The organism is Heyndrickxia acidicola (assembly GCF_001636425.1).
Taxonomy (GTDB): domain Bacteria; phylum Bacillota; class Bacilli; order Bacillales; family Bacillaceae_C; genus Bacillus_AE; species Bacillus_AE acidicola.
Genome location: NZ_KV440953.1, coordinates 202515 through 224920, shown reverse-complemented (window position 1 = coordinate 224920; position 22406 = coordinate 202515). Strand labels below are relative to the sequence as shown.

At 40.7% G+C, this 22406-nt stretch carries 20 protein-coding genes; 2 read left to right on the top strand and 18 right to left on the bottom strand.

The annotated features are described in order from the left end of the window. Window positions 1–7: 7 nt before the first annotated feature. The 7 genes from dtd to A5N88_RS00915 form a co-directional block, all read right to left on the bottom strand. Entirely contained in the window at window positions 8–457 is a 450-nt protein-coding gene (gene dtd, locus A5N88_RS00945) for a D-aminoacyl-tRNA deacylase (protein ID WP_066261929.1), read from the bottom strand. A gap of 14 nt (window positions 458–471) precedes the next feature. Beyond that, window positions 472–2661 (bottom strand): RelA/SpoT family protein, encoded by a 2190-nt coding sequence (locus tag A5N88_RS00940; RefSeq protein WP_066261928.1) that lies wholly within the window; start codon window positions 2659–2661, stop codon window positions 472–474. Window positions 2662–3120: 459 nt separating this feature from the next. Further along, window positions 3121–3633, bottom strand: coding sequence for an adenine phosphoribosyltransferase (locus A5N88_RS00935; RefSeq protein WP_066261927.1), 513 nt, complete (start codon window positions 3631–3633; stop codon window positions 3121–3123). After that, entirely contained in the window at window positions 3633–5993 is a 2361-nt protein-coding gene (gene recJ / locus A5N88_RS00930) for a single-stranded-DNA-specific exonuclease RecJ (RefSeq protein WP_066261921.1), read from the bottom strand. The genes A5N88_RS00935 and recJ overlap by 1 nt, the downstream gene beginning before the upstream one ends. Window positions 5994–6260: 267 nt before the next feature. Then, window positions 6261–6614 carry a LapA family protein gene (locus A5N88_RS00925; protein WP_066261919.1) on the bottom strand — a complete coding sequence of 118 codons (354 nt, stop codon included), beginning with the start codon at window positions 6612–6614 and terminating at the stop codon, window positions 6261–6263. 290 nt (window positions 6615–6904) lie between these two features. Then, window positions 6905–9169, bottom strand: a complete 2265-nt coding sequence (secDF, locus tag A5N88_RS00920) for a protein translocase subunit SecDF (protein ID WP_066261917.1) — start codon at window positions 9167–9169, stop codon at window positions 6905–6907. Window positions 9170–9317: 148 nt separating this feature from the next. Continuing rightward, window positions 9318–9635, bottom strand: coding sequence for a post-transcriptional regulator (locus A5N88_RS00915; RefSeq protein ID WP_066261914.1), 318 nt, complete (start codon window positions 9633–9635; stop codon window positions 9318–9320). 105 nt (window positions 9636–9740) lie between these two features. On the opposite strand from A5N88_RS00915, the gene spoVB reads away from it, so the two are divergent. Further along, window positions 9741–11285, top strand: a complete 1545-nt coding sequence (gene spoVB, locus A5N88_RS00910) for a stage V sporulation protein B (protein WP_066261911.1) — start codon at window positions 9741–9743, stop codon at window positions 11283–11285. Window positions 11286–11576: 291 nt separating this feature from the next. On the opposite strand, the gene A5N88_RS00905 is transcribed toward spoVB, so the two are convergent. Beyond that, on the bottom strand, window positions 11577–12233 hold the full coding sequence (locus A5N88_RS00905) for a DUF421 domain-containing protein (protein ID WP_066261910.1): 657 nt from the start codon (window positions 12231–12233) through the stop codon (window positions 11577–11579). 223 nt (window positions 12234–12456) lie between these two features. Between A5N88_RS00905 and A5N88_RS00900 the strand changes: the two genes are divergently transcribed. After that, window positions 12457–12825: a TIGR04086 family membrane protein gene (locus A5N88_RS00900; RefSeq protein ID WP_066261905.1), complete on the top strand. Its 369-nt coding sequence runs from the start codon at window positions 12457–12459 to the stop codon at window positions 12823–12825. 299 nt (window positions 12826–13124) lie between these two features. Here A5N88_RS00900 and yajC read toward each other — a convergent pair whose 3' ends face one another. The 10 genes from yajC to safA all read right to left on the bottom strand — a co-directional run bounded on the left by yajC (window position 13125) and on the right by safA (window position 21689). Beyond that, entirely contained in the window at window positions 13125–13418 is a 294-nt protein-coding gene (gene yajC / locus A5N88_RS00895) for a preprotein translocase subunit YajC (protein WP_066261899.1), read from the bottom strand. 31 nt (window positions 13419–13449) lie between these two features. Then, a complete protein-coding gene (gene tgt / locus A5N88_RS00890) occupies window positions 13450–14589 on the bottom strand; it encodes a tRNA guanosine(34) transglycosylase Tgt (RefSeq protein WP_066261897.1) in 1140 nt (379 codons plus the stop codon). A gap of 46 nt (window positions 14590–14635) precedes the next feature. Beyond that, a complete protein-coding gene (gene queA, locus A5N88_RS00885; protein WP_066261895.1) occupies window positions 14636–15664 on the bottom strand; it encodes a tRNA preQ1(34) S-adenosylmethionine ribosyltransferase-isomerase QueA in 1029 nt (342 codons plus the stop codon). A 54-nt stretch (window positions 15665–15718) separates the two neighbouring features. Beyond that, on the bottom strand, window positions 15719–15925 hold the full coding sequence (locus A5N88_RS00880) for a DUF2905 domain-containing protein (RefSeq protein ID WP_083952966.1): 207 nt from the start codon (window positions 15923–15925) through the stop codon (window positions 15719–15721). Beyond that, complete coding sequence (gene ruvB, locus A5N88_RS00875; RefSeq protein ID WP_066261894.1) at window positions 15922–16923, bottom strand: Holliday junction branch migration DNA helicase RuvB; 1002 nt, start codon at window positions 16921–16923, stop codon at window positions 15922–15924. The genes A5N88_RS00880 and ruvB overlap by 4 nt, the downstream gene beginning before the upstream one ends. A 25-nt stretch (window positions 16924–16948) precedes the next feature. After that, window positions 16949–17551: a Holliday junction branch migration protein RuvA gene (gene ruvA, locus A5N88_RS00870; RefSeq protein ID WP_066261893.1), complete on the bottom strand. Its 603-nt coding sequence runs from the start codon at window positions 17549–17551 to the stop codon at window positions 16949–16951. A gap of 167 nt (window positions 17552–17718) precedes the next feature. After that, on the bottom strand, window positions 17719–18246 hold the full coding sequence (locus tag A5N88_RS00865) for a BofC C-terminal domain-containing protein (protein WP_066261891.1): 528 nt from the start codon (window positions 18244–18246) through the stop codon (window positions 17719–17721). A gap of 347 nt (window positions 18247–18593) precedes the next feature. Then, window positions 18594–19280 (bottom strand): YhcN/YlaJ family sporulation lipoprotein, encoded by a 687-nt coding sequence (locus A5N88_RS00860; protein WP_066261888.1) that lies wholly within the window; start codon window positions 19278–19280, stop codon window positions 18594–18596. A gap of 129 nt (window positions 19281–19409) precedes the next feature. Next, window positions 19410–20384, bottom strand: coding sequence for a phosphotransferase (locus tag A5N88_RS00855; protein ID WP_066261886.1), 975 nt, complete (start codon window positions 20382–20384; stop codon window positions 19410–19412). Next, a complete protein-coding gene (gene safA, locus A5N88_RS00850) occupies window positions 20385–21689 on the bottom strand; it encodes a SafA/ExsA family spore coat assembly protein (protein WP_066261885.1) in 1305 nt (434 codons plus the stop codon). It abuts the gene before it with no gap. Window positions 21690–22406 lie beyond the last annotated feature (717 nt).

The window sequence follows — 22406 nt, the reverse complement described above, 5'->3', positions numbered from 1 at the left end:
TGAATTTTCAGCTCTCTTTTTTGCTTTCCATAATCAATGTCACCGGACCGTCATTTATAAGGGAAACATCCATCATAGCGCCAAATTCTCCTGTTTCCACGTGGATGCCTTGCTCGCTTAACAATTCATTAAATCGATTATAAATTGAAAGAGCATGGTCAGGCTTTGCTGCATTCATAAAATTTGGACGCCTGCCCTTACGTGTGTCTCCGTACAACGTAAACTGAGACACAGAGAGAATTTCCCCAGAGACATCTTTTAAAGAATAATTCATCTTTTCGTTTTCATCTTCAAATACCCGAAGGTGAACAATTTTTTCTGCAAGATAGGCTGCATCTTCTTCCGTATCCTCATGAGTTACGCCCACTAACAGGACAAAACCCTTGGTGATTTTACCGACAACACTGTCAGCAACCTCTACCTTCGCCTCTTTGCTTCGCTGTAAAACCACTTTCATTGCAAGTAACTCCTTTAGCTCATAATACGTCTTACCGAATAAATATCCGGGATTTGCTTAATCCGGTCTACCACTCGATGAAGATGGCTGATATTGCGAATCGCAATGGTCATAATAATGGTAGCCATTTTACTGCGGTCTGAGCGCCCGCTTACTGCATTGATGTTCGTCTTTGTCTCATTAACCGCTTGAAGCACTTCATTCAGCAAACCTCTTCGGTCATATCCAGAGATTTCAATATCCACGTTATATTCCTTGCGGTCTGTAGAATCAGACTCCCATTCTACTTCAATAAGCCTGTTTTGCAAATCGTCAGAGTTTACATTAGGGCAGTCCGCCCTGTGAACCGATACACCTCTTCCTTTTGTGATAAAGCCGACAATTTCATCACCAGGAACAGGATTGCAGCATCTTGATAAACGGATTAATAAATTATCAATCCCTTTTACTGTCACCCCAGAATCCCGTTTTTTTGGTTTGGATGGCGATTTCATTTCGGTGACAATTTCTTTTACCGCTTCTTCCTGGTCACGGAGACGACGCCATTTTTCCGTTAAACGGTTAGCCACCTGTGCAGCAGTGATGCCATTATATCCAACCGCTGCATACATATCATCCTCATTGGCAAAATTAAACTTTTCCGCTACTCTTTTAATGTTATCAGGTGTCAGAATTTCCTTCAGGTCAAATTCCATCGCCTTGATTTCTTTTTCTACCAATTCGCGGCCTTTTGTAATGTTTTCTTCTTTCCTCTGACGTTTATAAAATTGCCTGATTTTGTTTTTTGCCTGTGACGTTTTTGCAAGCTTTATCCAATCCTGGCTTGGTCCATAGGAATGCTTGGAGGTCAAAATTTCTATGATATCCCCCGTCTTCAGCTGGTAATCCAGCGTTACCATTTTGCCATTGACCTTGGCCCCAATGGTCTTGTTTCCTATTTCCGAGTGGATTCGGTATGCAAAATCAATCGGTACAGAGCCGGAAGGAAGTTCAATAACATCTCCTTTTGGCGTAAAAACGAATACCATATCAGAAAATAGATCAAATTTAAGGGATTCCATGAATTCTTCGGCATTTGCGGATTCATTTTGAAATTCAAGTATTTCTCTAAACCAAGACAGCTTTTTCTCAAAGGAAGCCTTTTGGTTTACGGCTTTTCCCTCTTTATATGCCCAGTGGGCCGCTACCCCGTATTCAGCTATACGGTGCATTTCGATAGTCCGGATTTGGACCTCTAAAGGATCTCCCTTAGGGCCGATTACCGTAGTGTGAAGAGATTGATACATGTTGGGCTTTGGCATGGCAATATAATCTTTGAATCGGCCGGGCATCGGTTTCCAGCATGTATGAATAATTCCGAGAACCGCATAGCAGTCTTTAATACTGTTTACCACAATCCTTACAGCAAGCAGATCATAAATTTCGTTGAATTGTTTATGCTGAAGGGCCATTTTGCGATAAATAGAATAAATATGCTTTGGTCTGCCTGAAATATCGGATTTAATTGTAACTTCCTGAAGCCGTTCTTTTACTTCGTCCACTACATTATCAAGATACTCTTCCCGTTCTGCTCTTTTCCGTTTCATCAGGTTGACGATCCGGTAATATTGCTGGGGATTTAAATAGCGTAATGCAGTATCCTCCAGTTCCCATTTAATCTTGGAAATTCCGAGACGATGGGCTAGAGGAGCGAAGATTTCAAGTGTTTCATTGGCAATCCGCCTCTGTTTTTCCAATGGAAGATGCTTCAGCGTTCTCATATTATGCAAACGGTCCGCAAGCTTAATCAAAATGACACGAATATCCTGGGCCATTGCCACAAACATTTTTCTGTGATTTTCGGCCTGCTGCTCTTCGTGTGACTTATATTTAATCTTGCCAAGCTTTGTAACTCCATCTACAAGCATTGCTACTTCATCATTGAAGGCTTCTCTCAGCTGGTCCAGGGTTACAGGCGTATCTTCCACTACGTCATGAAGGAATCCTGCCGCAACCGTGGAAGGATCCATCTCCAAATCAGCCAAAATACCAGCTACCTGAATGGGATGGATAATATAGGGCTCACCGGACTTACGAAATTGCTCTTTATGGGCATCCCTGGCAAACTCATATGCATGCCGCACCATGGTAACATGCTCTGTATTTAAATATTCAGTTGTACGCTCTATGACTTGTTCGGCGGTTAGGATTTGGTCTTTCGCCATATATATGATCACCTTTAATTGAGTTTAATGGTTAGATACATTTAATAATGATTGACTTTATTATCGAAAAAAATCTCATTAATGTAAAGTAATTCGCCAATTTTTTATTTTTTGCGCCTTATTCTTCCGAAATCTGGAATATATAGGAGCAAAAAAACAATAAGCTTATAAAAAAAGGCTCTTTTCGTAATCTTTGTTGCTAGAAAAAATGATTAAAAATCCAGGTTCAGTTTAATACTTTTGAATAGCTTACGAAAAGATGCCACAATGACAGACAACATACGGAATCATCCAATATACATAAAGCTACAATCTATGCCAGCCTTAACAATCCAAATGCTTAGTCCAGTTCATGCCGGGTCCCCATTTCACGAAAAAGCAGGCGATAGATGCTATGTAAAAAAGCACTCTAGGAGAGTGCTTCTTTTTTACATACCTGGCAAGCATCAAGAGTACGCATTAAAATGTCATTAAAGTCAGAACATCGTAGCCCTTCAGCTTATCCTTGCCGTTAAGCTCCTCAAGCTCGATTAGGAACGCGATACCTGCTACCACTCCGCCAAGCTCTTCAACAAGCTGGATAGTGGCTTCAATTGTTCCGCCTGTCGCTAATAGGTCATCTGTTATAAGAACGCGCTGACCAGGCTTTATTGCATCTTTATGAATTGTTAAGACATCGCTTCCGTATTCAAGGCCATATTGTACTTTAATGGTTTCTCTAGGCAGCTTTCCTTCTTTACGGACTGGTGCAAAACCAACACCAAGTGCGTAAGCAACCGGGCACCCAATGATAAAGCCTCGTGCTTCAGGTCCAACAACAAGATCAATTTCTTTTTCTTTCGCATATTCAACAATTTGGTCTGTTGCATAACGGTATGCATCACCGTTATCCATTAATGTTGTGATATCCTTAAAAATAATGCCTTCTTTTGGCCAATCTGGAACAATTGTAATATATTTCTTTAAATCCATTATCTTACTTCCTCCTCATGTTTAACAGACCATTGAATCCTTTCATCAAACCATCTTTTTAAATCTTGATAAGATGAATATAATAATTCATTTTCTAGTTTAAATTGTGCTTCTTTTTTTTGATATGCAGTCGATTCAGACAAATCCCGTTTTGATTTTACAGGATGAATTGAAATAAGCCCATCCTTTATTGTAACAAAATCTAGTTCAAAAAACACCTGTGAAATAAAATCTACCGTTTCACGAGACCATCCTTTATAAGCAGCCAGCTGATCTCCATAACGAATCAGGTCAAACGATTTCCGTTTAGCGAGAAAGCCATAATACCATTTGAAATGCTCTCTTGTAGGAAATGTACTGAAAAAGTGATCCTGTTCATGATGAAAAAAGGCATAAATCCGTTCTGGTTTTTTCCCCTTTACCAAAAGGTGAAGAAGCGATTCATCTGAAGGCAAATCAAAAAGGACGATTGCTTTGCCGTCAATGTCGTGCTTACTTGCTTCGTCCTTGTCCCGAATATGGTAAAACGGAAAGCCCTCCAGTGCCTGCTTGAATGTCTCCAATGAACGTTCCTGAAACAGGATAAATTGGCTTTCTGTTTTTGGAATGGTTGAAACCCATTTTTTCCATTGCTTTATGCCTCGTATATCAAAGAGCTGCCAATCCTGCACCGTTATATCCTTCATAAAGATTTGGGGTTTCCGGATATTATTCCACTCATTAATAGCAAGCTCCCCCATAACGGAAGCTTCAGAAATCGGAGAGATATGATCTGCGAACTCCCCCATGCCAAAGCCTATTCCATCCAATATCGCGCCGTCCTGACCAAAGCTCACTTTCAAATGTTTATCACCCGCGCCAATTTTCCTTAATTGTTTAATTGGCACCCTTTCAATGACGACCTTTGGTTTAGGGTTGGCTGTTCCATATGGAGCAAGCATATCCAGTTCCCGTAAAGCCTCTAAATGAATGTCTTCGAGCTTTATTACCGCGTCTATTTCAGTGACCGGAATCAAATCTTCTTTCTTCAATACTTCAAAGGCAATCTTATTCATGCGATTCCTTAATTCTTCAACATCATCTATAGACAAAGTCATACCGGCTGCCATTGGATGTCCTCCAAAATGAGGAAGGAGCTCGCGGCAAGTACTTAAATGCTCAAATAAATTAAAACCTGCAATGCTTCTCGCAGACCCTTTTGCTTTATTCAATTCTAAATCAAAGCTTAATACAATAGTGGGCCGGTAGAATTTCTCAACCAGTCTGGAGGCAACAATTCCAACTACCCCGGGATTCCACCCTTCCTTGCCAATGACAAGTACTCTGTTTTGGTCAGTGGGGTATTGGCTTTCAACCATTTCAATTGCTTCCGTTGTCATATCATTGACAATGGCTTGCCTTTCCTTATTCATGGCATCAATTTGCTTTGCTAATTCAACAGCATCTTCCATATCTGTACTCATCAATAATTCGACTGCAGGATCCGCACTATCCAGCCTTCCGGCTGCATTCAGGCGGGGAGCTAGAACGAATCCAATCGTTTCCTCGCTGACTTCCGTCAGCTCTGTTCCAGTAACCTTGCATAAAGCCTGAATACCAGGTCGCTCTGTTTTGGCAAGCTGCTTTAATCCCGCCTTAACCAATGTTCGATTTTCACCGATTAATGGGACAAGATCTGCAACTGTCCCAATGGTCACGACATCCAGAAGATGGTCAGGAACAAATCCGTACAAAGCATGCGCCAGCTTAAAGGCAACACCCACTCCAGCCAATTCATGAAAGGGATAACGGCCTTCAGGATGCTTTGGATGTACAATTGCAAGAGCTTCCGGGAGCACCGGCCCCGGTTCATGGTGATCTGTAATAATTAGATCCATTCCCAGTTCCTTGGCTACTTGCGCTTCGTGGACGGCAGCAATACCTGTGTCGACAGTGATAATCAGTTTTTTTCCAGATTCTGCTGCATGGCGGAAAGCAGGTTCATTCGGCCCATACCCTTCGGTGAAACGATTTGGTATGTAGAACTCTGTGTCTGCACCTAAATCTGTCAACACACTCATCAGAACAGTAGTACTGCTGACACCATCCGCATCATAATCCCCAAAAACAAGGATGGGTTCTTTTTTTTCAATAGCAAATTTTATTCTTTCAACTGCTTCCTTCATGTCTTGAAGCAAAAAAGGATCATGAAATTCTTTTTTCTGATCAAATAAAAAAGCCCGTGCGGCCTCAGGGTCTGTTATGCCGCGGTTTATTAATAAACCTGCAACCAACGGAGTGATATTTACCTTTGCAGCCAATTCTTCCAAGGCGCTGGATTCAGCTTCTGTAACTTTCCAACGGGTTTTTGACTTTAACATATGCCCACCTCTTCAACCTCTCCATTATACATGGTTCATGTTCAACTGTCATCTTCTTATCTAATGGCTGTTTTCGCATAGAACGGTGCTTAAGAACAAAGATCAATCCGTATATTGTCGGTCTTCTCGGCATCTTTTCGTATACTGTACAAAAGTTTTAATACGGTACTTTGTTTTTTAAAATCAGTTTTGTGCCAAATAGCAACAATTTTTTAGAAAAGAGCCTATACAATTGAAAAAGACGAAGCAAGGGGGCTTTGCTCCGTCTTAATGTGCTGGGGAATCAGGCGTATCTGGCGAATCTGGTACTGTTTTTTGAAATGAGCTTTCCTCCATATCAGTTTCAGGCTTCTTTCCTGGCAAACCGACTCTGGTCCGCAGTTGTTTGAGTTCTTCTTCAAGCCGTTTATTTTGAAGCCTTAAAGAATACATTTTCACAAACCCAACAGCCCCTATAATGATTGCTCCTGTCACAACAGAACCCAGTATAACTAAAACCAAAGGCCATTGGGCTGTTCCAAATAAATAATGGACCTTTACTGAATCTACATTTATGACCGCAAAAATAGCAATTAAAAAAGCAAAGACAATTCCAAGAAAAATAGACCATTGGATTCTCACACTAACACACTCCCTTTATCAAATGCAGCTCAAATCCATTATTATTTGTAAAATTCCACTCACTTTGAAATCTTATGCAAAGGTACGTTCCCCTGCACACAGCTGCCTTTAGAGTAGAAACATTTTTAATATATACCCTCCAATGATGTATAATAATCCTCTTATTAAAATCCTAATCCTTTCAACAGAGCAATAATCGGTAAAATTCTATGTTGAAAACTGCTCGTATCTCATTTAACAAATCCATAAAAAACCACAGATCATTTTTAAGATCTGTGGCTTTACATCCATTATACTTGAGGCTCGTCTGACCATTTTCTTTTTTCTTTAACGGTTTTTATCGGTCCGTTCTTTCTAAGCTGCTTTCGCTTCCAAACAAACCAAAGCTGCGAAGCAATAAAGATGGACGAATAAGTACCAGAAATTAACCCGATGAGCAAAGCAATAGCAAAATTCGTAAGAGAACTGCTTCCGAAAATCAGAATAGCCAGTGTTGTGATGACTACCGTCAGGACAGTATTGACTGAACGAGTAAGTGTCTGGCGAATCGATTTATTTACGACATCTGCCAGTTCATCTTCTGTTTTAATCCGTCCCTTCTTCCTTAGGTTTTCCCGGATACGGTCGAAGGTAACGATCGTATCATTAATGGAGTAACCTGCAATAGTCAATACGGCTGCAATGAAATTAAGATCCACTTCAAGCCTTGTTAAGCTGAAAATGGCGATAATGAAAAACACATCATAAAACAGGGCTACAATTGTCGCTAAGCCCATTAAAACTTCAAAACGGAGTGCGACATAAATAATAATACCTACAGCTGCGATGATAAGGGCAGAAATTGCGTTTTTAGCCAATTCCTTTCCAACCGTAGGTGAAACGGTACTGATGGAAGGCTCTGTTCCATACTCACTGGTAAAGTGGGAGTTCACCTTCTCTACATCACTCTTCGAAAGCATGCCTTTTAAACGTACAACTCCTGTGTCGCTATGGTTCCCTGCAAGCTCAATATCATCAGGCTGCAGGCCAAGTGCTTTAAAGTCTGATGTAAGCTTGGCATTCGTTAATGTTTGTGAAGAATTGACCTGTACACGTGTACCGCTTGTATAGTCCGTTCCAAGATTAAGCTTGAAAACGAAGCAAATAATTAAGCCTGCAATAACCAGAATTGCTGAGATGGCAAAAAAGATATTTCGGTGTTTCACAAAATCAAAACGATCAAATCTAGTAGGCAGATCCAGAGTATCAAAATTCTCAGAAAGGCTGTGAATAGCTGATTTTTTCACACCAAACCAGCCCGGTTTGTTTTTAAGCGCCTTACTGTTTACCCATAAACCAAGCAGCATCCTTGAACCGTACACAGCTGTTAAGAAGCTAAGAAGAATACTGATGATCAATAATGTTGCAAATCCCTTTACAGAGCTTGTCCCATAAATGAAAAGAACAATACCGGCAATAAGAGTTGTTACGTTTGCATCCAAAATGGCAATAAGAGAGGTTTTATTACCCGCTTTAAACGCACTGTTAATCGACTTTCCAACTTTAATTTCTTCCTTAATTCTTTCATATGTGATGATATTGGCATCGACTGCCATCCCGACCCCGAGAATCAGAGCGGCAATTCCCGGCAGTGTCAAAACGCCATGGATTAAATAGAAGATCAAAAGAATTAAATAAACATAAATGGTCAAGGACACAGAAGCAATCAGTCCTGGCAAGCGGTAGTAGGCAATCATAAACAGGAAGATGATAACAATTCCGACGATGCCGGCTGTAACGGTATCATGAAGTGCCTCTGCACCGAATTTTGCACCAACAGAAGTGGAATAAACTTCTTTCAGTTTCACGGGTAGAGCACCGGCATCTAATAAAGATGCAAGGTTTTGAGCTTCTTTCAGACTGAAATTCCCTTCTATGGTGACCGTATCTGTATTAAATACTTCGTTTACATTTGGATCTGAAAGGAATTTAGGATTTTTCTTGGTCACTTCTTTCTTATAAGAATCTTTTCCAGGAACAAAGTCCATCCAGATGACTAATTTATTGTTTGGTGCCATTTTGACGATTTTTTGCGTTACGGACCTAAACTTGTTTCGGTCTTTTAACTGAAGAACTACGTTAGGATCACCATTCTGGGTAAAGGACTGCTTAGCCTTCCCTTGCACCAGATCCGATCCATTCATTAATTCTTTATCGTTCACATCACGAAAAGAGAGATTGGCTTGAGTGGAAAGAATGTTTCTTGCTTCATTTTGATTCTTGACACCCGCTAATTGAACCCTGATGCGGTTATTTCCCTCTATTTGAATATTAGGTTCATTTACACCAAGTGAATTTACACGGCGCTGTAAAGTGTCCACGGTATTGGATAATGCGGCTCTATCGATTTTTTGGCCTTTAACAGCAGGCTGGACATCATATAAAACCTCAAAACCTCCTTGTAAATCAAGGCCGAGCTTAATTTTGTTCACAATCTGTTTGGTCGTTCCCCCAAATACGCCTGCAAGCAGTATAACAATGAGGAAAAAGGCAACGATCCGGCTTCTTTTTACCATTATGTATATCCCCCTAGCAAAATTAAAAAAACAAAACATAATTCCACTTAATCATTATTGTTGATATGCCTTTTCGTGCAATCAACAGAATACCATTATTATGAGGTAGAATAAAAAAAGTGTCAATTTATCTTTTAAACAGTCAAAATTAGCGTTTTTTCTTAGGATTCAGCAGAGCTTCGAGTTCATTGCTGTCTAAATCAGCAAACCAGTTTGGCGACCGGTAAGCTTCCACTGTAGCAAAGTTCATATAATCACCAGCTTTCAGTGAAAGGATATCGGAAACAAGCTCATAGATGTGCACGTCCTCCTTTAGGTTCTTCCACCTTTTTTTTATGAAATAATTCCAGATATCCCTTACTTCCACCTTCCCGTACCCTAAAATGGATAGCTCTTCAGCTTTGCTTTTCAGGGCTGGATAAAGCAAATCAAAATTCTTTTTATGAAAATACCGCTGTCCCTTCAACCCTTTAGCTCCTTTCAAAATGAACTTGTCATGGTTTGTCCATTACGGTGCATATACTTTTTATTGTATATGAAGATACCCTTTTTGAGAAGGTAGGTTATTATTATGTCAAAGTTTCTGAGGGGGACGATGATTCTCATGGCAGCTGGGCTCGTGACAAGGGTCCTCGGCTTTGTTAACCGAATTGTAATCGCCCGTTTTATTGGACCTGAAGGGGTAGGCCTCTTTATGATGGCGTTTCCCACACTGATGCTCGTCATTACCATCACACAATTGGGACTGCCTATTGCTATCTCTAAATCTGTCGCTGAAGCAAATGCGGCAGGTGACCGTATTAAAATTAAAAAAATCATGACAGTGTCTCTTGCAGTTACGGTAACCCTTTCTGCCATCCTGACACCTGCCCTTATCGTGTTTGCACCTCTGTTAACCAAATCCCTTTTTACTGATTCTAGAATATATTATCCGCTGATTGCCATAGCACCCATCATCCCAATAGTTGCGGTTTCAGGAGTTATCCGAGGCTATTTTCAAGGAAAGCAAAATATGAAACCGTTCGCTATATCACAGGTAATCGAACAGCTTGTACGCATCTTTCTGATAGCGATTTTGACAAAAACTTTCATCCCCTATGGAATTGAATTTGCTGCAGCAGGCGCCATGATTGCTTCCATTTTCGGCGAGCTTGCTTCACTGTTTTATATGTTTACCATGTTTAAGCTGAAAAAGAAATTCAGAGTAAGAAGTAAATTTTTTCAGGCTGTCCGAACAGGAAAAGAAACACTTTACGAACTTTTCAGAGTGGCACTGCCGGCAACTGGCAGCCGTTTTATTGGAAATGCTTCCTGGTTTCTCGAACCGATTGTCGTTGCAAAAAGCCTTGCCATTGCAGGGGTAGCTGCAAGCATTGCCACAAAACAATACGGAGCTCTGACAGGGTTTGCTCTTCCATTGCTCATGCTGCCATCGTTTGTCACACAATCCCTGTCTACTGCTCTTGTACCGGCTATTAGCGAAGCGAATGCCCAAAGGAACCATAAGCTCGTGGAATCTCGTTTAAATCAGGCCCTTCGTTTTTCTCTTCTTACAGGAGGAATATCTGTCATTCTTTTATATGTATTTGCAGAACCGCTTATGGCCTTCATGTATGGAACATCAGACGGAGCCCAATTCATTAAAATTATGGCCCCATTTTTTATCTTTCAATATTATCAGGGACCATTACAGGCGACCCTGCAGGCACTTGATTTAGCAAAGGCAGCTATGATTAACAGCCTGATTGGAGCCATTGTCAAGCTGGTCGTCATTTTCTCATTAACCTCACAGCCCAATTTCGGGATAAATGGTGCAGCACTTGGTATTGTAACCAGCATGCTGTTGGTCACCCTGCTGCATTATGCAACTGTTATGAAAAGGATCCAATTCACCATAGATGCAACCAGCCTGATTCTCTTTACTATTGTTACATTAGCATCGGGTTTCCTCGGCCATTGGTGTTATAATCATTTGTTTCAAAGCTATTCGGAAAATATTCGACTCGTATTAGGATTAATTATCACTTCTCTTCTTTACCTCTTGCTTCTCTTGATAACAAAGCAAGTAAACCGGAATGATTTGAAAAGAATTCCGATCATAAAAAAATTTATTTAAACAGGTTACTTTTTTTGCAGTTTCTGAGGGATCCGAAAAAATCAGCCTGCAGGATGATCAGGGCACTACCGAGTCTCTTCCAAACCCAATGTTGGCTAGAATCCTAAGTTAATTAAAAGAGAGATACGAGTCTTCTCCAATAAAAGCGCATTAGAGGGTGATCCTGCTGGAGCTGATAACGAGGGATGTTATTCCGCTTCCGGAAAGCAAGTACCTGCAGCGAAAATCATCCTGCAGGATGAATATGACGCATCCGATGTCCCAGTTAAAGCCCTATGTCAATAAGGGGGATTACTCTTTTTCATCCCTCTTATCAATATAAAATTCTCCATCCTGATAACTGCAAAATGAAATGTTGTCGATGTGCTCATATCCTTTGGATTTCAATTCTTTTCTCAGCCATTGCTCTCCTTTTTGTGCCGTCTTCAAATTTTCTTCCTGAATCACTCCATCTACAATAAAAGGCTGCGTATAAGTAATCGGGTGCTTTTTGGAAGAATCTTTTTTAATGACGGACAACTGACCGGATGTTTCTAATATGGCATACTCTACATCTGCAATATTATTGATGTCTTTTAGCCTCAATTGTGTCAGCAAATCATCAAAATTATAGCGCTGCTCCCTCATCGCTTTTTCGTCAATTTTCCCTTTTTTAATGATAATAGATGGTTTTCCATCAAGCACTTTTCGTACCTTTGAATGACTAAGTGACAAGAATGCCAGCCCTATTTGGATCAGCAGAAGAATTCCCATCGGCATTACTGAATTTACAAGTGGCGTTCCCGGCTCTTCAATGGCTAATACAGCCAACTCACCAATCATAATAAAGACCACAAGATCCAGCACACTTAATTCGCCTATCTCTCTTTTTCCCATTAAACGGAAAATAACAAGAATTACAGCATATAAAATCAATGTTCTACCAGCAATCAACAGTATAGTTCCCACTATGTTCTCTCCTTTATGTAAAAGCAGTATTCTTACCGCTCCGCAATTTTGTCCTACACTCTAGTGTGCTCTTAAACGGAAAGAACATGTTAATAAATGATAAGAAAAATTATTCTAAAATTGAAAGAGTGCGAATATGCTTGTACCAAGGGAAGTTCAAGGGGCAATGACAGGAAGTTTTGTATGAAGGAGGAGAAATAAAATAGAAACACGAAAATTAGGAATGAGCATTTTATACGGGGTTCTTTCGATTTTTATTATCATAACCATTTCAAGCTTAATCATTTCTCTTATTTTGCGCTTTACTGATCTGCAAGAGCATTCCATTAACCTTTTTGTTACTATTTTATCTTTTGCAGCTTTATTTATCGGTGGATTTATCTGCGGCGGGAAAGGCAGACAAAAAGGCTGGCTGGCCGGCGGTATGACAGGCGTCAGCTATACCTTCCTTATCTTTCTTATGCAATATCTGGGCTATGGACACGTCTTTTCCTTTTCCCAGATTGTCTACCATATCTGCTATATCATTACTGCCATGATGGGCGGTGTGCTTGGAGTAAATGTTCTGTCTAATCGCTCTGAAAAATTTTAGACATTTTTTCAACAAGCCTGATTTCCGAAGAGTTTGCTGTTATTTACAAAGGCTCTTTTCGTAAACTTTGTTGCTATTGACACAAAAATATCATTTTAAATAATATTCAGTATTAAAACTTGTGAAAAGCATACGAAAAGTTGCCACGAAGACAGATAACATACGGAATTGTCTTTTGTAGGTTTTACAAGAATGAGCTAAAACCAACAGAGTCTTTTAACAATGCTATATAAAAAAAGAAGCCGCTTTAAAACGGCTTCTTTTTTGTCCACACAAAGTGATGTCTTCACTTTGTTCGTTTACTTTTCAGTTACAGGACTGGAAGCAGCTTTAGATTCCAGTACCTCACGAATAGCAGAACGATCGTATGTAAGACGGCTGCCATCACCACATTTCAAGACAACTTTTGTGTCATCAATAGAATCAATGAATCCATGAAGACCGCCAATGGTAACGATTTTATCGCCCTTTGACAAGTTGCTTTGCATGTTTTGGACATTTTTTTGTCTCTTTTGATTTGGTCTAATCAATAGGAAATAGAATATAACAACCATCAGAATGATTGGTAATAATCCAGCAATACCTTGTGGCATTTTTTCCCCTCCTTTCAATACTTATTAAGAGTTAGAAATTTTTGGCATCAGGGCGGTTAAACCCATATTGCTCGAAAAACTCTTCTCTAAAGTCCCCCAACCGATCTTCACGGATCGCTTGTCTGACCTTTTTCATTAATTCTAACAGAAAGTATAGATTATGGTAAGTCGTAAGACGAATTCCGAAAGTTTCGTCACATTTTATTAAGTGGCGGATATAGGCCCTAGTATAATTTCTGCATGTATAGCAGCCGCAATTCTCATCCAGCGGTCTGAAGTCGCGGGCAAATTTTGCATTTTTTATAACCAGGCGGCCTTCACTTGTCATGCAGGTACCATTGCGGCCAATACGTGTCGGCAGTACACAGTCAAACATATCAATGCCGCGGATAGCACCATCAATAAGTGAATCCGGAGAACCTACCCCCATTAAATAACGGGGTTTATTTTCAGGAAGCAATGGAGTGGTAAATTCAAGAACACGATTCATTACATCCTTCGGCTCACCGACTGACAGGCCCCCTACTGCATAGCCTGGAAAATCAAGTGAAACCAGATCCTTCGCACTCAGCCTGCGCAGGTCTTCAAACTCGCCTCCCTGAACAATTCCAAAGAGCCCCTGATCATGCGGCCGTTTATGTCCTTCAAGACACCTTTCTGCCCATCTGGATGTTCTTTCTACTGATTTTTTCATGTATTCATGTGTTGCCGGGAAAGGAGGGCATTCATCAAACGCCATCATGATATCAGAACCAAGAGCGTTTTGAATTTCCATGGCTTTTTCTGGTGATAAGAAAAGCTTGTCGCCATTTAAATGGTGACGGAAATGGACACCTTCTTCTTCAATCTTCCTCATGTCACTTAAACTGAATACCTGAAAACCTCCAGAGTCAGTCAGAATTGCCTGATCCCAGTTCATGAACTTGTGAAGCCCCCCGGCTTCTTTTACGATTTCATGGCCAGGTCTCAGCCATAAATGATAAGTGTTGCTAAGAATAATCCCAGCACCCATTTCCTTTAATTCTTCCGGAGACTGGGTTTTTACTGTTGCCAATGTACCAACAGGCATAAACATAGGCGTTTCATAGGAGCCGTGGGGAGTATGGATCATTCCCAATCTGGCACCGGTCTGCTTGTCCTTTTTAATCAATTCATATTTTATTGCTGTCAATTTGAGTTCTCCTTCCAACAAACAAACAAGGTTGTACCCTGATAAATTAGATAATGAGCATTGCATCTCCAAAGCTAAAGAAACGGTATTCTTCCTTAACTGCCGTCTCATATGCATGAAGAACATGCTCTCTGCCTGCAAGTGCACTGACCAGCATAATTAAAGTAGATTTCGGCAAATGGAAATTTGTAATCATCCCATCAATTCCTTTGAATTCATAGCCCGGATAAATGAAGATATCCGTCCAGCCGCTTGAAGGCACGATTTTCCCGTTATTTGCTGAAGCAATGGTTTCAAGCGTTCTGGTCGAAGTCGTACCAACCGAAATGATCCTTCCGCCATTTTCTCTTACTTGATTAATGATGTTGGCAGTTTCTTCAGGCATCTGGTAAAACTCCGCGTGCATATCATGTTTTTCCACATTATCGACGCTTACCGGCCTAAAGGTGCCGAGCCCGACATGAAGCGTAAGAAAAGTAATATGGACACCTTTTTCTTTAAGCAGTTGAAGCAATTCATTTGTAAAATGCAGTCCCGCAGTAGGAGCTGCGGCTGAACCGCGTTCTTTTGCATAAACGGTTTGATAGCGGTCCCTATCATCCAGCTGTTCTTTTATATAGGGAGGCAGCGGCATTTCGCCGAGTGCTTCGAGAACTTCATAAAAAATACCTTCATACTTAAACTTTAAAATTCTGCCGCCGTGTTCGTGCTCTTCCGTACAGATCGCTTTCAGCTTTCCTTCACCAAAAATGATTTCTGTTCCGGTCTTCACTCTTTTCGCTGGTTTAACCAAGGTTTCCCACTCATCACTTTCCAGCTGTTTCAGTAGTAATACCTCTATTTTGGCGCCGGTTTCGTCTTTCACGCCATAAAGTCTTGCAGGGAGTACCTTTGTATCGTTTAATACCAGGCAATCCCCAGGCTTCAAGTATTCTGTAATGTTACGAAAAACCGTATGGGTAAGTCCGCCTGTATTCTTATCTAAAACCATAAGACGGCTGTCTGACCGGTTTAATAATGGAGTTTGTGCAATTAAAGATTCTGGCAAGTTAAAATCAAATAAATCTACCTTCAACGAAGTCACCTTCAAATCATTTAATGTTGTCTTTTTCTATGTTGTCATCATTCTTTACTTAAATCGGCTGATGATATACATAATAACAGATAAGATTATACTGAGAATGATGGAGGTCATGACAGGAAAATACACTGTCATGTTTCCCTTCTTCACCAGTATATCGCCCGGCAGTTTGCCGAGCTTAATAAATTGCAGGAGAAAGCCTACGAAAAATATGATCCCGCCTATCACCATTAGAGTCTTTGCAGATCCGCTCAAGGGGAAGGTACCTCCATATTAAAATGTTCGTATACCAGAGGAGTAACAATTCTCCCTCTCGGTGTGCGCTGCAAAAAACCAATTTGCAAAAGGTAAGGTTCATAGACATCCTCTATCGTTTCGGATTCCTCCCCTATACTTGCTGCAATGGTTTCAATTCCGACAGGGCCTCCCCTGAATTTTTCAATAATGCCTTTTAACAATTTATGATCAATATGATCCAATCCTAAACGGTCAACCTGAAGAAGTCCAAGGGCATGGTCTGATACAGCTTTTGTGATGTTCCCGTCCCCCTGAACCTGCGCAAAGTCTCTTACTCTTCTCAACAGCCGGTTGGCTATCCTCGGCGTACCTCTGGACCTGCGGGCAATTTCAACGGCCCCTTCATGATCAATGCTTGTTTCGAGTATTTCGCTTGTACGCACCACAATATTGGTCAGCTGCTCTTCATTATAATATTCCAGGCGGCTTAGAACACCAAATCGGTCACGCAGCGGAGCTGAAATAGCTCCAGCCCTCGTAGTAGCTCCTACAAGGGTAAATGGGGGCAGGTCCAGCCGCACAGAACGGGCACCCGGACCTTTTCCAATCACGATATCCAGGCAAAAATCTTCCATCGCTGGATACAGAACTTCCTCAATGGAACGCGGGAGCCGGTGTATTTCGTCTATAAACAGCACATCGCCTGGCTCAAGCGCCGTCAGTATAGCTGCCAAATCACCGGGCCGTTCGATGGCAGGTCCTGAAGTGGTCCTGAAGTTAACGCCCATTTCATTCGCTATTACAGCTGCAAGTGTTGTTTTCCCCAATCCCGGAGGACCATAAAGAAGTACATGGTCAAGTGTTTCAAATCTTTGCTTGGCAGCCTGGATGAAGACGCCAAGATTATGCTTTACTTTATCCTGCCCAATATACTGGCTTAAGTTTTGCGGTCTTAAGCTTTGTTCAAATGAAAGGTCCTGGCCGTTTGCCTCACTGGATAATACCCTTTCATCCATAGCCCTTCCTCCTTTTCAAAACTCACTATCTCATCAATTTTTTTAAAGCCGCTTTAATGTATTCATCTGTTGAAAGCTGTTCTTTTTGCAGGCCAGCCGATATCTTCTTCAATTCCTTATCCGAATATCCGAGAGCTTTCAATGCCAGCATGGCTTCTTCAAAAGCAAGTGAAGCAGCATCCGATTTCGTAAATTGTTCCTCATTAAACAGGTTGGGAAAATAATCAGGCACGACATCCTGCAGCTTTCCTTTCAGGTCAAGAATCATTTGTCTGGCAGTTTTTTTTCCTACTCCAGGAAACTTTGTCAGAAACACTTCATTTTCATTTTCAATCGCCTGAATGACCTGGGAAGGCTCTCCAAATGCAAGAATAGCCAGTGCGCCCTTTGGCCCGATGCCGGATACATTCAAGAGCTTTTTAAATAATGTTTTTTCCTCAATCGACTGAAATCCGTATAATGCCATGATATCTTCACGGACATGCTGATATGTATATACCTTAAAGTCCTTCCCCTGCCTGAACACAAATGGGTTGGGCGCCATTACTTGATAACCTATCCCGTTGTTTTCCACAACGATATATTCCGGACATACGTACTCAATTGTCCCTTTTATATATTCATACACTGCTAATTTCTCTCCTCAAATTTGCTATTCTTCATTGTAACACAACTCCTGTTCAATTTGGTAGGAAAGCAGGAAGTTAATGTTTTAATCTCAATAAAAAGAGGCCATTTTCAGAGTGAACGAATACACCCTAAAAATGCCTCGTAGAATAGGTTTGAGATGTCGATTCAATTTTTTTCCTTAGGCATGGAGTATGGTTTCAATGCCTTCAGGGCACTATTAAAATCCTCCACAGACTTTACCGGTATCCCTTTTAATAATTGCGTTTGCTTTTTTCCTTCAAGCTTTTTTATATCTATTTGAAAAAAGGAATGGATAATGTCTTCATGATCCGGCTTCCCATTAAATATTGTAACAGTTCCATCATTGGTTATCCCCAAATAACCATTGGCTTTCAGCAATGGAGAAATATCATTCATATTCTTCTGAAACACCATTTTGTCCTGGCTCCTGCTTTTCAGCAGCCATCCCTTATACTTGTGGCGGATTTGCTTTGGTGTCAGCCCTTTTTGATATAAGGTCTCCTCGCTGACCTCTCCATCCACAAAGACTCTTTCCAATGTAATGGAAGTCACACAAGTATTAGGGGCCTTCTCCATTTTCGCATACGAAACATTCGTTTGGATTTGGAAGATGCCCAACATGAACGCTCCAATGGTGAATATCATGAAAATATTTTTAATAGCTAGGTTCATAATGATCACCCCTATCTAATTTTCTTACAAAAAATCTCCTGTTCTATTCATAGTGTGACCACTCTTTTAAACAATATCCTCTAAAAATACAAACTCTAGTCAGATATCATTTGTATTTCCCTCTATTATGGTTTGTTCTATGCAGACACATTCAATTGCAGCAAATTTATTATAAAGTCTCATTTCGTAAACTCTGTTGTGATTTGACACAAAAAATGAACAAAAAAATTAGGCTCAGTATGATATGAGTAAAACAGCCTTTGTCTATAAGAGAGTTGACCAAGCCCCCAAAAAAAGAGAATAACAGATCGGTTATTCTCCTTTAGGCGGATCATTGATTTAGTTGATCATTTTTGGTTTTTCAGGATATCCTTTATGTCTTTATCCGCCATGATATGCGGACCTCCGTTTCGAAGATCATTATCTAATGACCTAATTCGATAATAGGTGCCATCATCCGTAAACAAAATAAGTTTTCTTCCCTTGGTATATGGAGCTGCAGCAGCTTTTGCCTCACTCTTGGTTTCTTGCCTTTGATTTTGATTCTTCAAAATAAGTGCGACAATGATGTGGTTACGATTAACAATCGTCCTCGCACTACGAATATTCGGAACAGAACCGGCAGCCCGTGTAACATCTTCAGCAAGCCTGCCTTCATACGCATTGTAATAAGAGGAACGAGCAGCACTGTTCACATCATTTAAATGTCCATGATAATTGATATCCCGAAGATAGGGATTATGCATCGTTTTTGAATACTCTCTTTCCGGTAAGCTTGTATATTTTCCGTATGCATCAGGATGTCCTGACGGAAGAAGAAAGTTATTGTCATTTATATGATCTGCGGAGCCTGTTGAATAGTCAAGTAGCTCCTTAATTGGCCCATCGTGGTCAATTCCTTTTCCAGCATAAAACCCTACACGCTGGTAGCTGTTTTCATTATTGTTTTTTAGAATACTTTCATTATGGCTGCAAGCCGCTGTGAGAAGGACTCCAGCAGATAATAAAGCAGTTCCTAATGCCTTTTTCCACAAATTGATTGCCCCCTAAACTATAACCTTAAGCAAATGCTGCTCTTTATAGGTTGCGATTAGGAGCGATTCTCCATTCTGTTAAATTTTAGACAACGGCAAGGGTTGTATTCCTTTAAACCTATATGCAAGCTAGAGAGTTTGCAAAACCCTCTCCACAAAGGCTTTTCTTTTTGGAAATTGGGTGACAGTAAGATCATTGATATAGCTCCACTGCTCTTTTTGCACCTGTGGGGGGCTTTTAAAGAAACGGTTCCATTCTCTTAATACGTCTGTTGGAAAAATGAGTGCATGAAGAAAATCTTCGCTATTCCTGTATTTTTTCAAAGGAGGGTATTCAAACAATTGTTCAAGCGACCAGGACAGATAAGGCAGGATGCGGTTGGAGAATTGAAGGTCATCAATGATTTCCGGAGCCAGACTGATTAAATCAAAATCAATTAAATACAGTTTTTTGTCCTCCCCCTTTAAAAAATTGTGATGAGCAACATCCCCATGAATAATACAATGAGGCCGCGCTTTTAAGAGTCCCCCGACTGGTTTTATTTTCTCAAGTGACCATTCCGACCAAGAAACATAATAAGTTAACATCCATGCAGGCACAAAGGCTTGCAGATCAGATAGATGGATTTTAAATTCCTTGAGCCTTTGCTGCCATTTTACCATTTGGCAGAATACAGGGAGATAGGGTTTAAATTCCTCAGAAAAATGGCCAGTCGTATAGTGATAAGCTTTTAGGAGCATAAGTGCCTCCTTTCGAAACGCGCTGCTGCTATAAGTTTGAGTCAGAGCAGAAGGCTTTATATAGTCTATCAGTCCATACACTTTTTTATCGAATTCAAATGAATGGTCATGATGAAATGGATGAAATTGATACGTAAAAGTGAAGGAATGATCATGAAGCCTTTCAGTAAGCCTGAGCTGGTTATTGAGATAAGCAGTAGAAGGAAATTCTTTCAAAATATACGTTTTAGATTGTGAAAAAACCATCCATACCCCTTTTTTAACAAAATACATATGGGTAAAATCTTCATTTGTAGTTTTTCTTAAAAAAAAGAGGAGACGAGTTTGCTCATCGTCTTCTCCCCTTTGTTTTCCTTTATACATTTAATCCTCATCTTCTTCTTGTTGGTTCTGATATACTCCCGGGCTGTATCCGCCTTGAAAAGGCTGGCCATAGCTTGAGCGATATTGCTGGCCATATGGATTATAGGCTGGCACTTGGCCGTATTGAGGAGCTCCACTATAGCTGGCTGGAGCAGAATTCCAGCCCTGCACTGGATAAGACGGTGAGTTGTATTGTCCATAGCCTTGCTGTACATATTCTTGTGGTGCATAGCCTTGCTGTGTATATTCTTGTGGTGCATGCTGTGCATATTCTTGTGGTGCATGCTGTGCATATTCTTGTGGTACATAGCCTTGCTGTACATAGCGCTGTGGTGCATACCCCTGCTGTGGATGTCCCTGCTGATATCCATGAGGCTGCTGGTAGTGCTGGTCATAGCTTTGGCCATCCGAAATACCTGAAAATCCTTGCGGAGCAACAAATTGCTGATATTGAATGTTTTGTTGAGGATACGCATGGTATTCAGGCTGTACATGTGGATATTCTTCAATTTGATGTCCTGCATATGGCTGCTTCAACATATGATGCCCCATCATTGGCATAGAGGATGAGGAAGAAGAGGACTCCTCCATTTGATACATCCAGGTTCCGTGTTCTGCCGACTGTGTCATTGGGTCGATCATCATTCCTTGAACCTGCGGCATCATAGGTACAGCTTGCCAGCTTTGCTGCGGATATGGATACGGATATGGTGTTCCACCGCCGCATCCACAATCATTGTAGGCGGGCATTACATGTGGATATGGATACATGTCATAACACTCCTCTTGGACTGGCATCTTATACATTTCAATCGATTCGGGCTTTTCCTTTTTAGGCGGCGGTGGTGGTGGCGGTGCAGGCGGAATATATTGCGGCTGTGTTTGCATTTGTGTCATATTCGTTAAATAATAATTATTTATATCGATTTCTGGCACAATAGGCTGCGGCATCTTGGGCGTATAAATCGGCTCTTTTTGAATTGGCATTTCCTTTTTTGGTGCTTCTTTTTGAATCGGCATTTCTTTTTTAGGCATTTCCTTTTTAGGCATTTCTTTTTGAACCGGGATGGTTGGTGTTTGCTGCTGGGCATATGGATGAACAGCTTTAGGCATTTCTTTTTTAGGTATGATTGATTCTTTCTTTACGGATCCCCCTGAAGTAGGAACCTTGATCTTCATGCCGGGCATAATCATTTCAGGGTTTGATAATTGGGCATTCATTTTTTTCAATTCTTCAAAGTTAACTCCATATTTTTTTGATATGTTCCAAAGCGTATCTCCTTTTTGAACAATATGGATCTTCACTTACTTCCCCTCCTTAGACATAAGTCCATATATCCTATGTCAATCTGGGCAAAGTGCCATCGATCTTTTAAAAAATTTATGTGAATTACCCATAAAATATGCCTTTCCACATTAAAAGCACAAGCGCCTTGCTTATCGGCGTAAGGACTTCGCCGTCTTTGACTGAAAAAAAAAAATGCAGCGAGGTACAGGCTGATTTTGACTGGAAACTAGATGTTGACCTATAGGCTTTGTTTGTCCTGCTTGTTGGTTTCTGCTAAGCTCCTGCGTGGTCTCCCTTTTCCTGCTGTTCCCTCAGGAGTCTCGTACCTTTCGCTTTAGTCAACTTTGGGATCAAATTTAACATGCTTTTTAACAGTGACATTGGTTGCACATTGATCGTCCTGCTGGTTGATCCCCACTGCAATCAACGGTGAATTCAAATCAATATAGGGTCTTACTCAGATATGCGTAGTGCTTTTTGTCCTGCCTGTTCATTTCCGCTCAATCCAAATGGGAGGAAAATCCACATAGATTTTTAACAGAGACCATCATGCTAATCATTATTCGCACCATGGCACATAAAAAAGTGTTATATCTGCCTTAACAATAAGGTAATAACGCAGCAGATGTCGGAGTTACGCTTCTATCTTGTAATAAAGTCATTTTCAAAGTAACTGTATTAAAATTTAACTCTGTTAATATCCTATGTTGAAAACTCCTCGTTTTTTTCTCATT

What these genes read in the sequence shown, in the direction of transcription:
- dtd (WP_066261929.1), bottom strand. Translation starts at nt 457, where the DNA reads ATGAAAGTGGTTTTACAGCGAAGCAAAGAGGCGAAGGTAGAGGTTGCT.
- A5N88_RS00940 (WP_066261928.1), bottom strand. Translation starts at nt 2,661, where the DNA reads ATGGCGAAAGACCAAATCCTAACCGCCGAACAAGTCATAGAGCGTACA.
- A5N88_RS00935 (WP_066261927.1), bottom strand. Translation starts at nt 3,633, where the DNA reads ATGGATTTAAAGAAATATATTACAATTGTTCCAGATTGGCCAAAAGAA.
- recJ (WP_066261921.1), bottom strand. Translation starts at nt 5,993, where the DNA reads ATGTTAAAGTCAAAAACCCGTTGGAAAGTTACAGAAGCTGAATCCAGC.
- secDF (WP_066261917.1), bottom strand. Translation starts at nt 9,169, where the DNA reads ATGGTAAAAAGAAGCCGGATCGTTGCCTTTTTCCTCATTGTTATACTG.
- spoVB (WP_066261911.1), top strand. Translation starts at nt 9,741, where the DNA reads ATGTCAAAGTTTCTGAGGGGGACGATGATTCTCATGGCAGCTGGGCTC.
- A5N88_RS00900 (WP_066261905.1), top strand. Translation starts at nt 12,457, where the DNA reads ATGAGCATTTTATACGGGGTTCTTTCGATTTTTATTATCATAACCATT.
- yajC (WP_066261899.1), bottom strand. Translation starts at nt 13,418, where the DNA reads ATGCCACAAGGTATTGCTGGATTATTACCAATCATTCTGATGGTTGTT.
- ruvB (WP_066261894.1), bottom strand. Translation starts at nt 16,923, where the DNA reads ATGGATGAAAGGGTATTATCCAGTGAGGCAAACGGCCAGGACCTTTCA.
- A5N88_RS00865 (WP_066261891.1), bottom strand. Translation starts at nt 18,246, where the DNA reads ATGAACCTAGCTATTAAAAATATTTTCATGATATTCACCATTGGAGCG.
- A5N88_RS00855 (WP_066261886.1), bottom strand. Translation starts at nt 20,384, where the DNA reads ATGTATAAAGGAAAACAAAGGGGAGAAGACGATGAGCAAACTCGTCTC.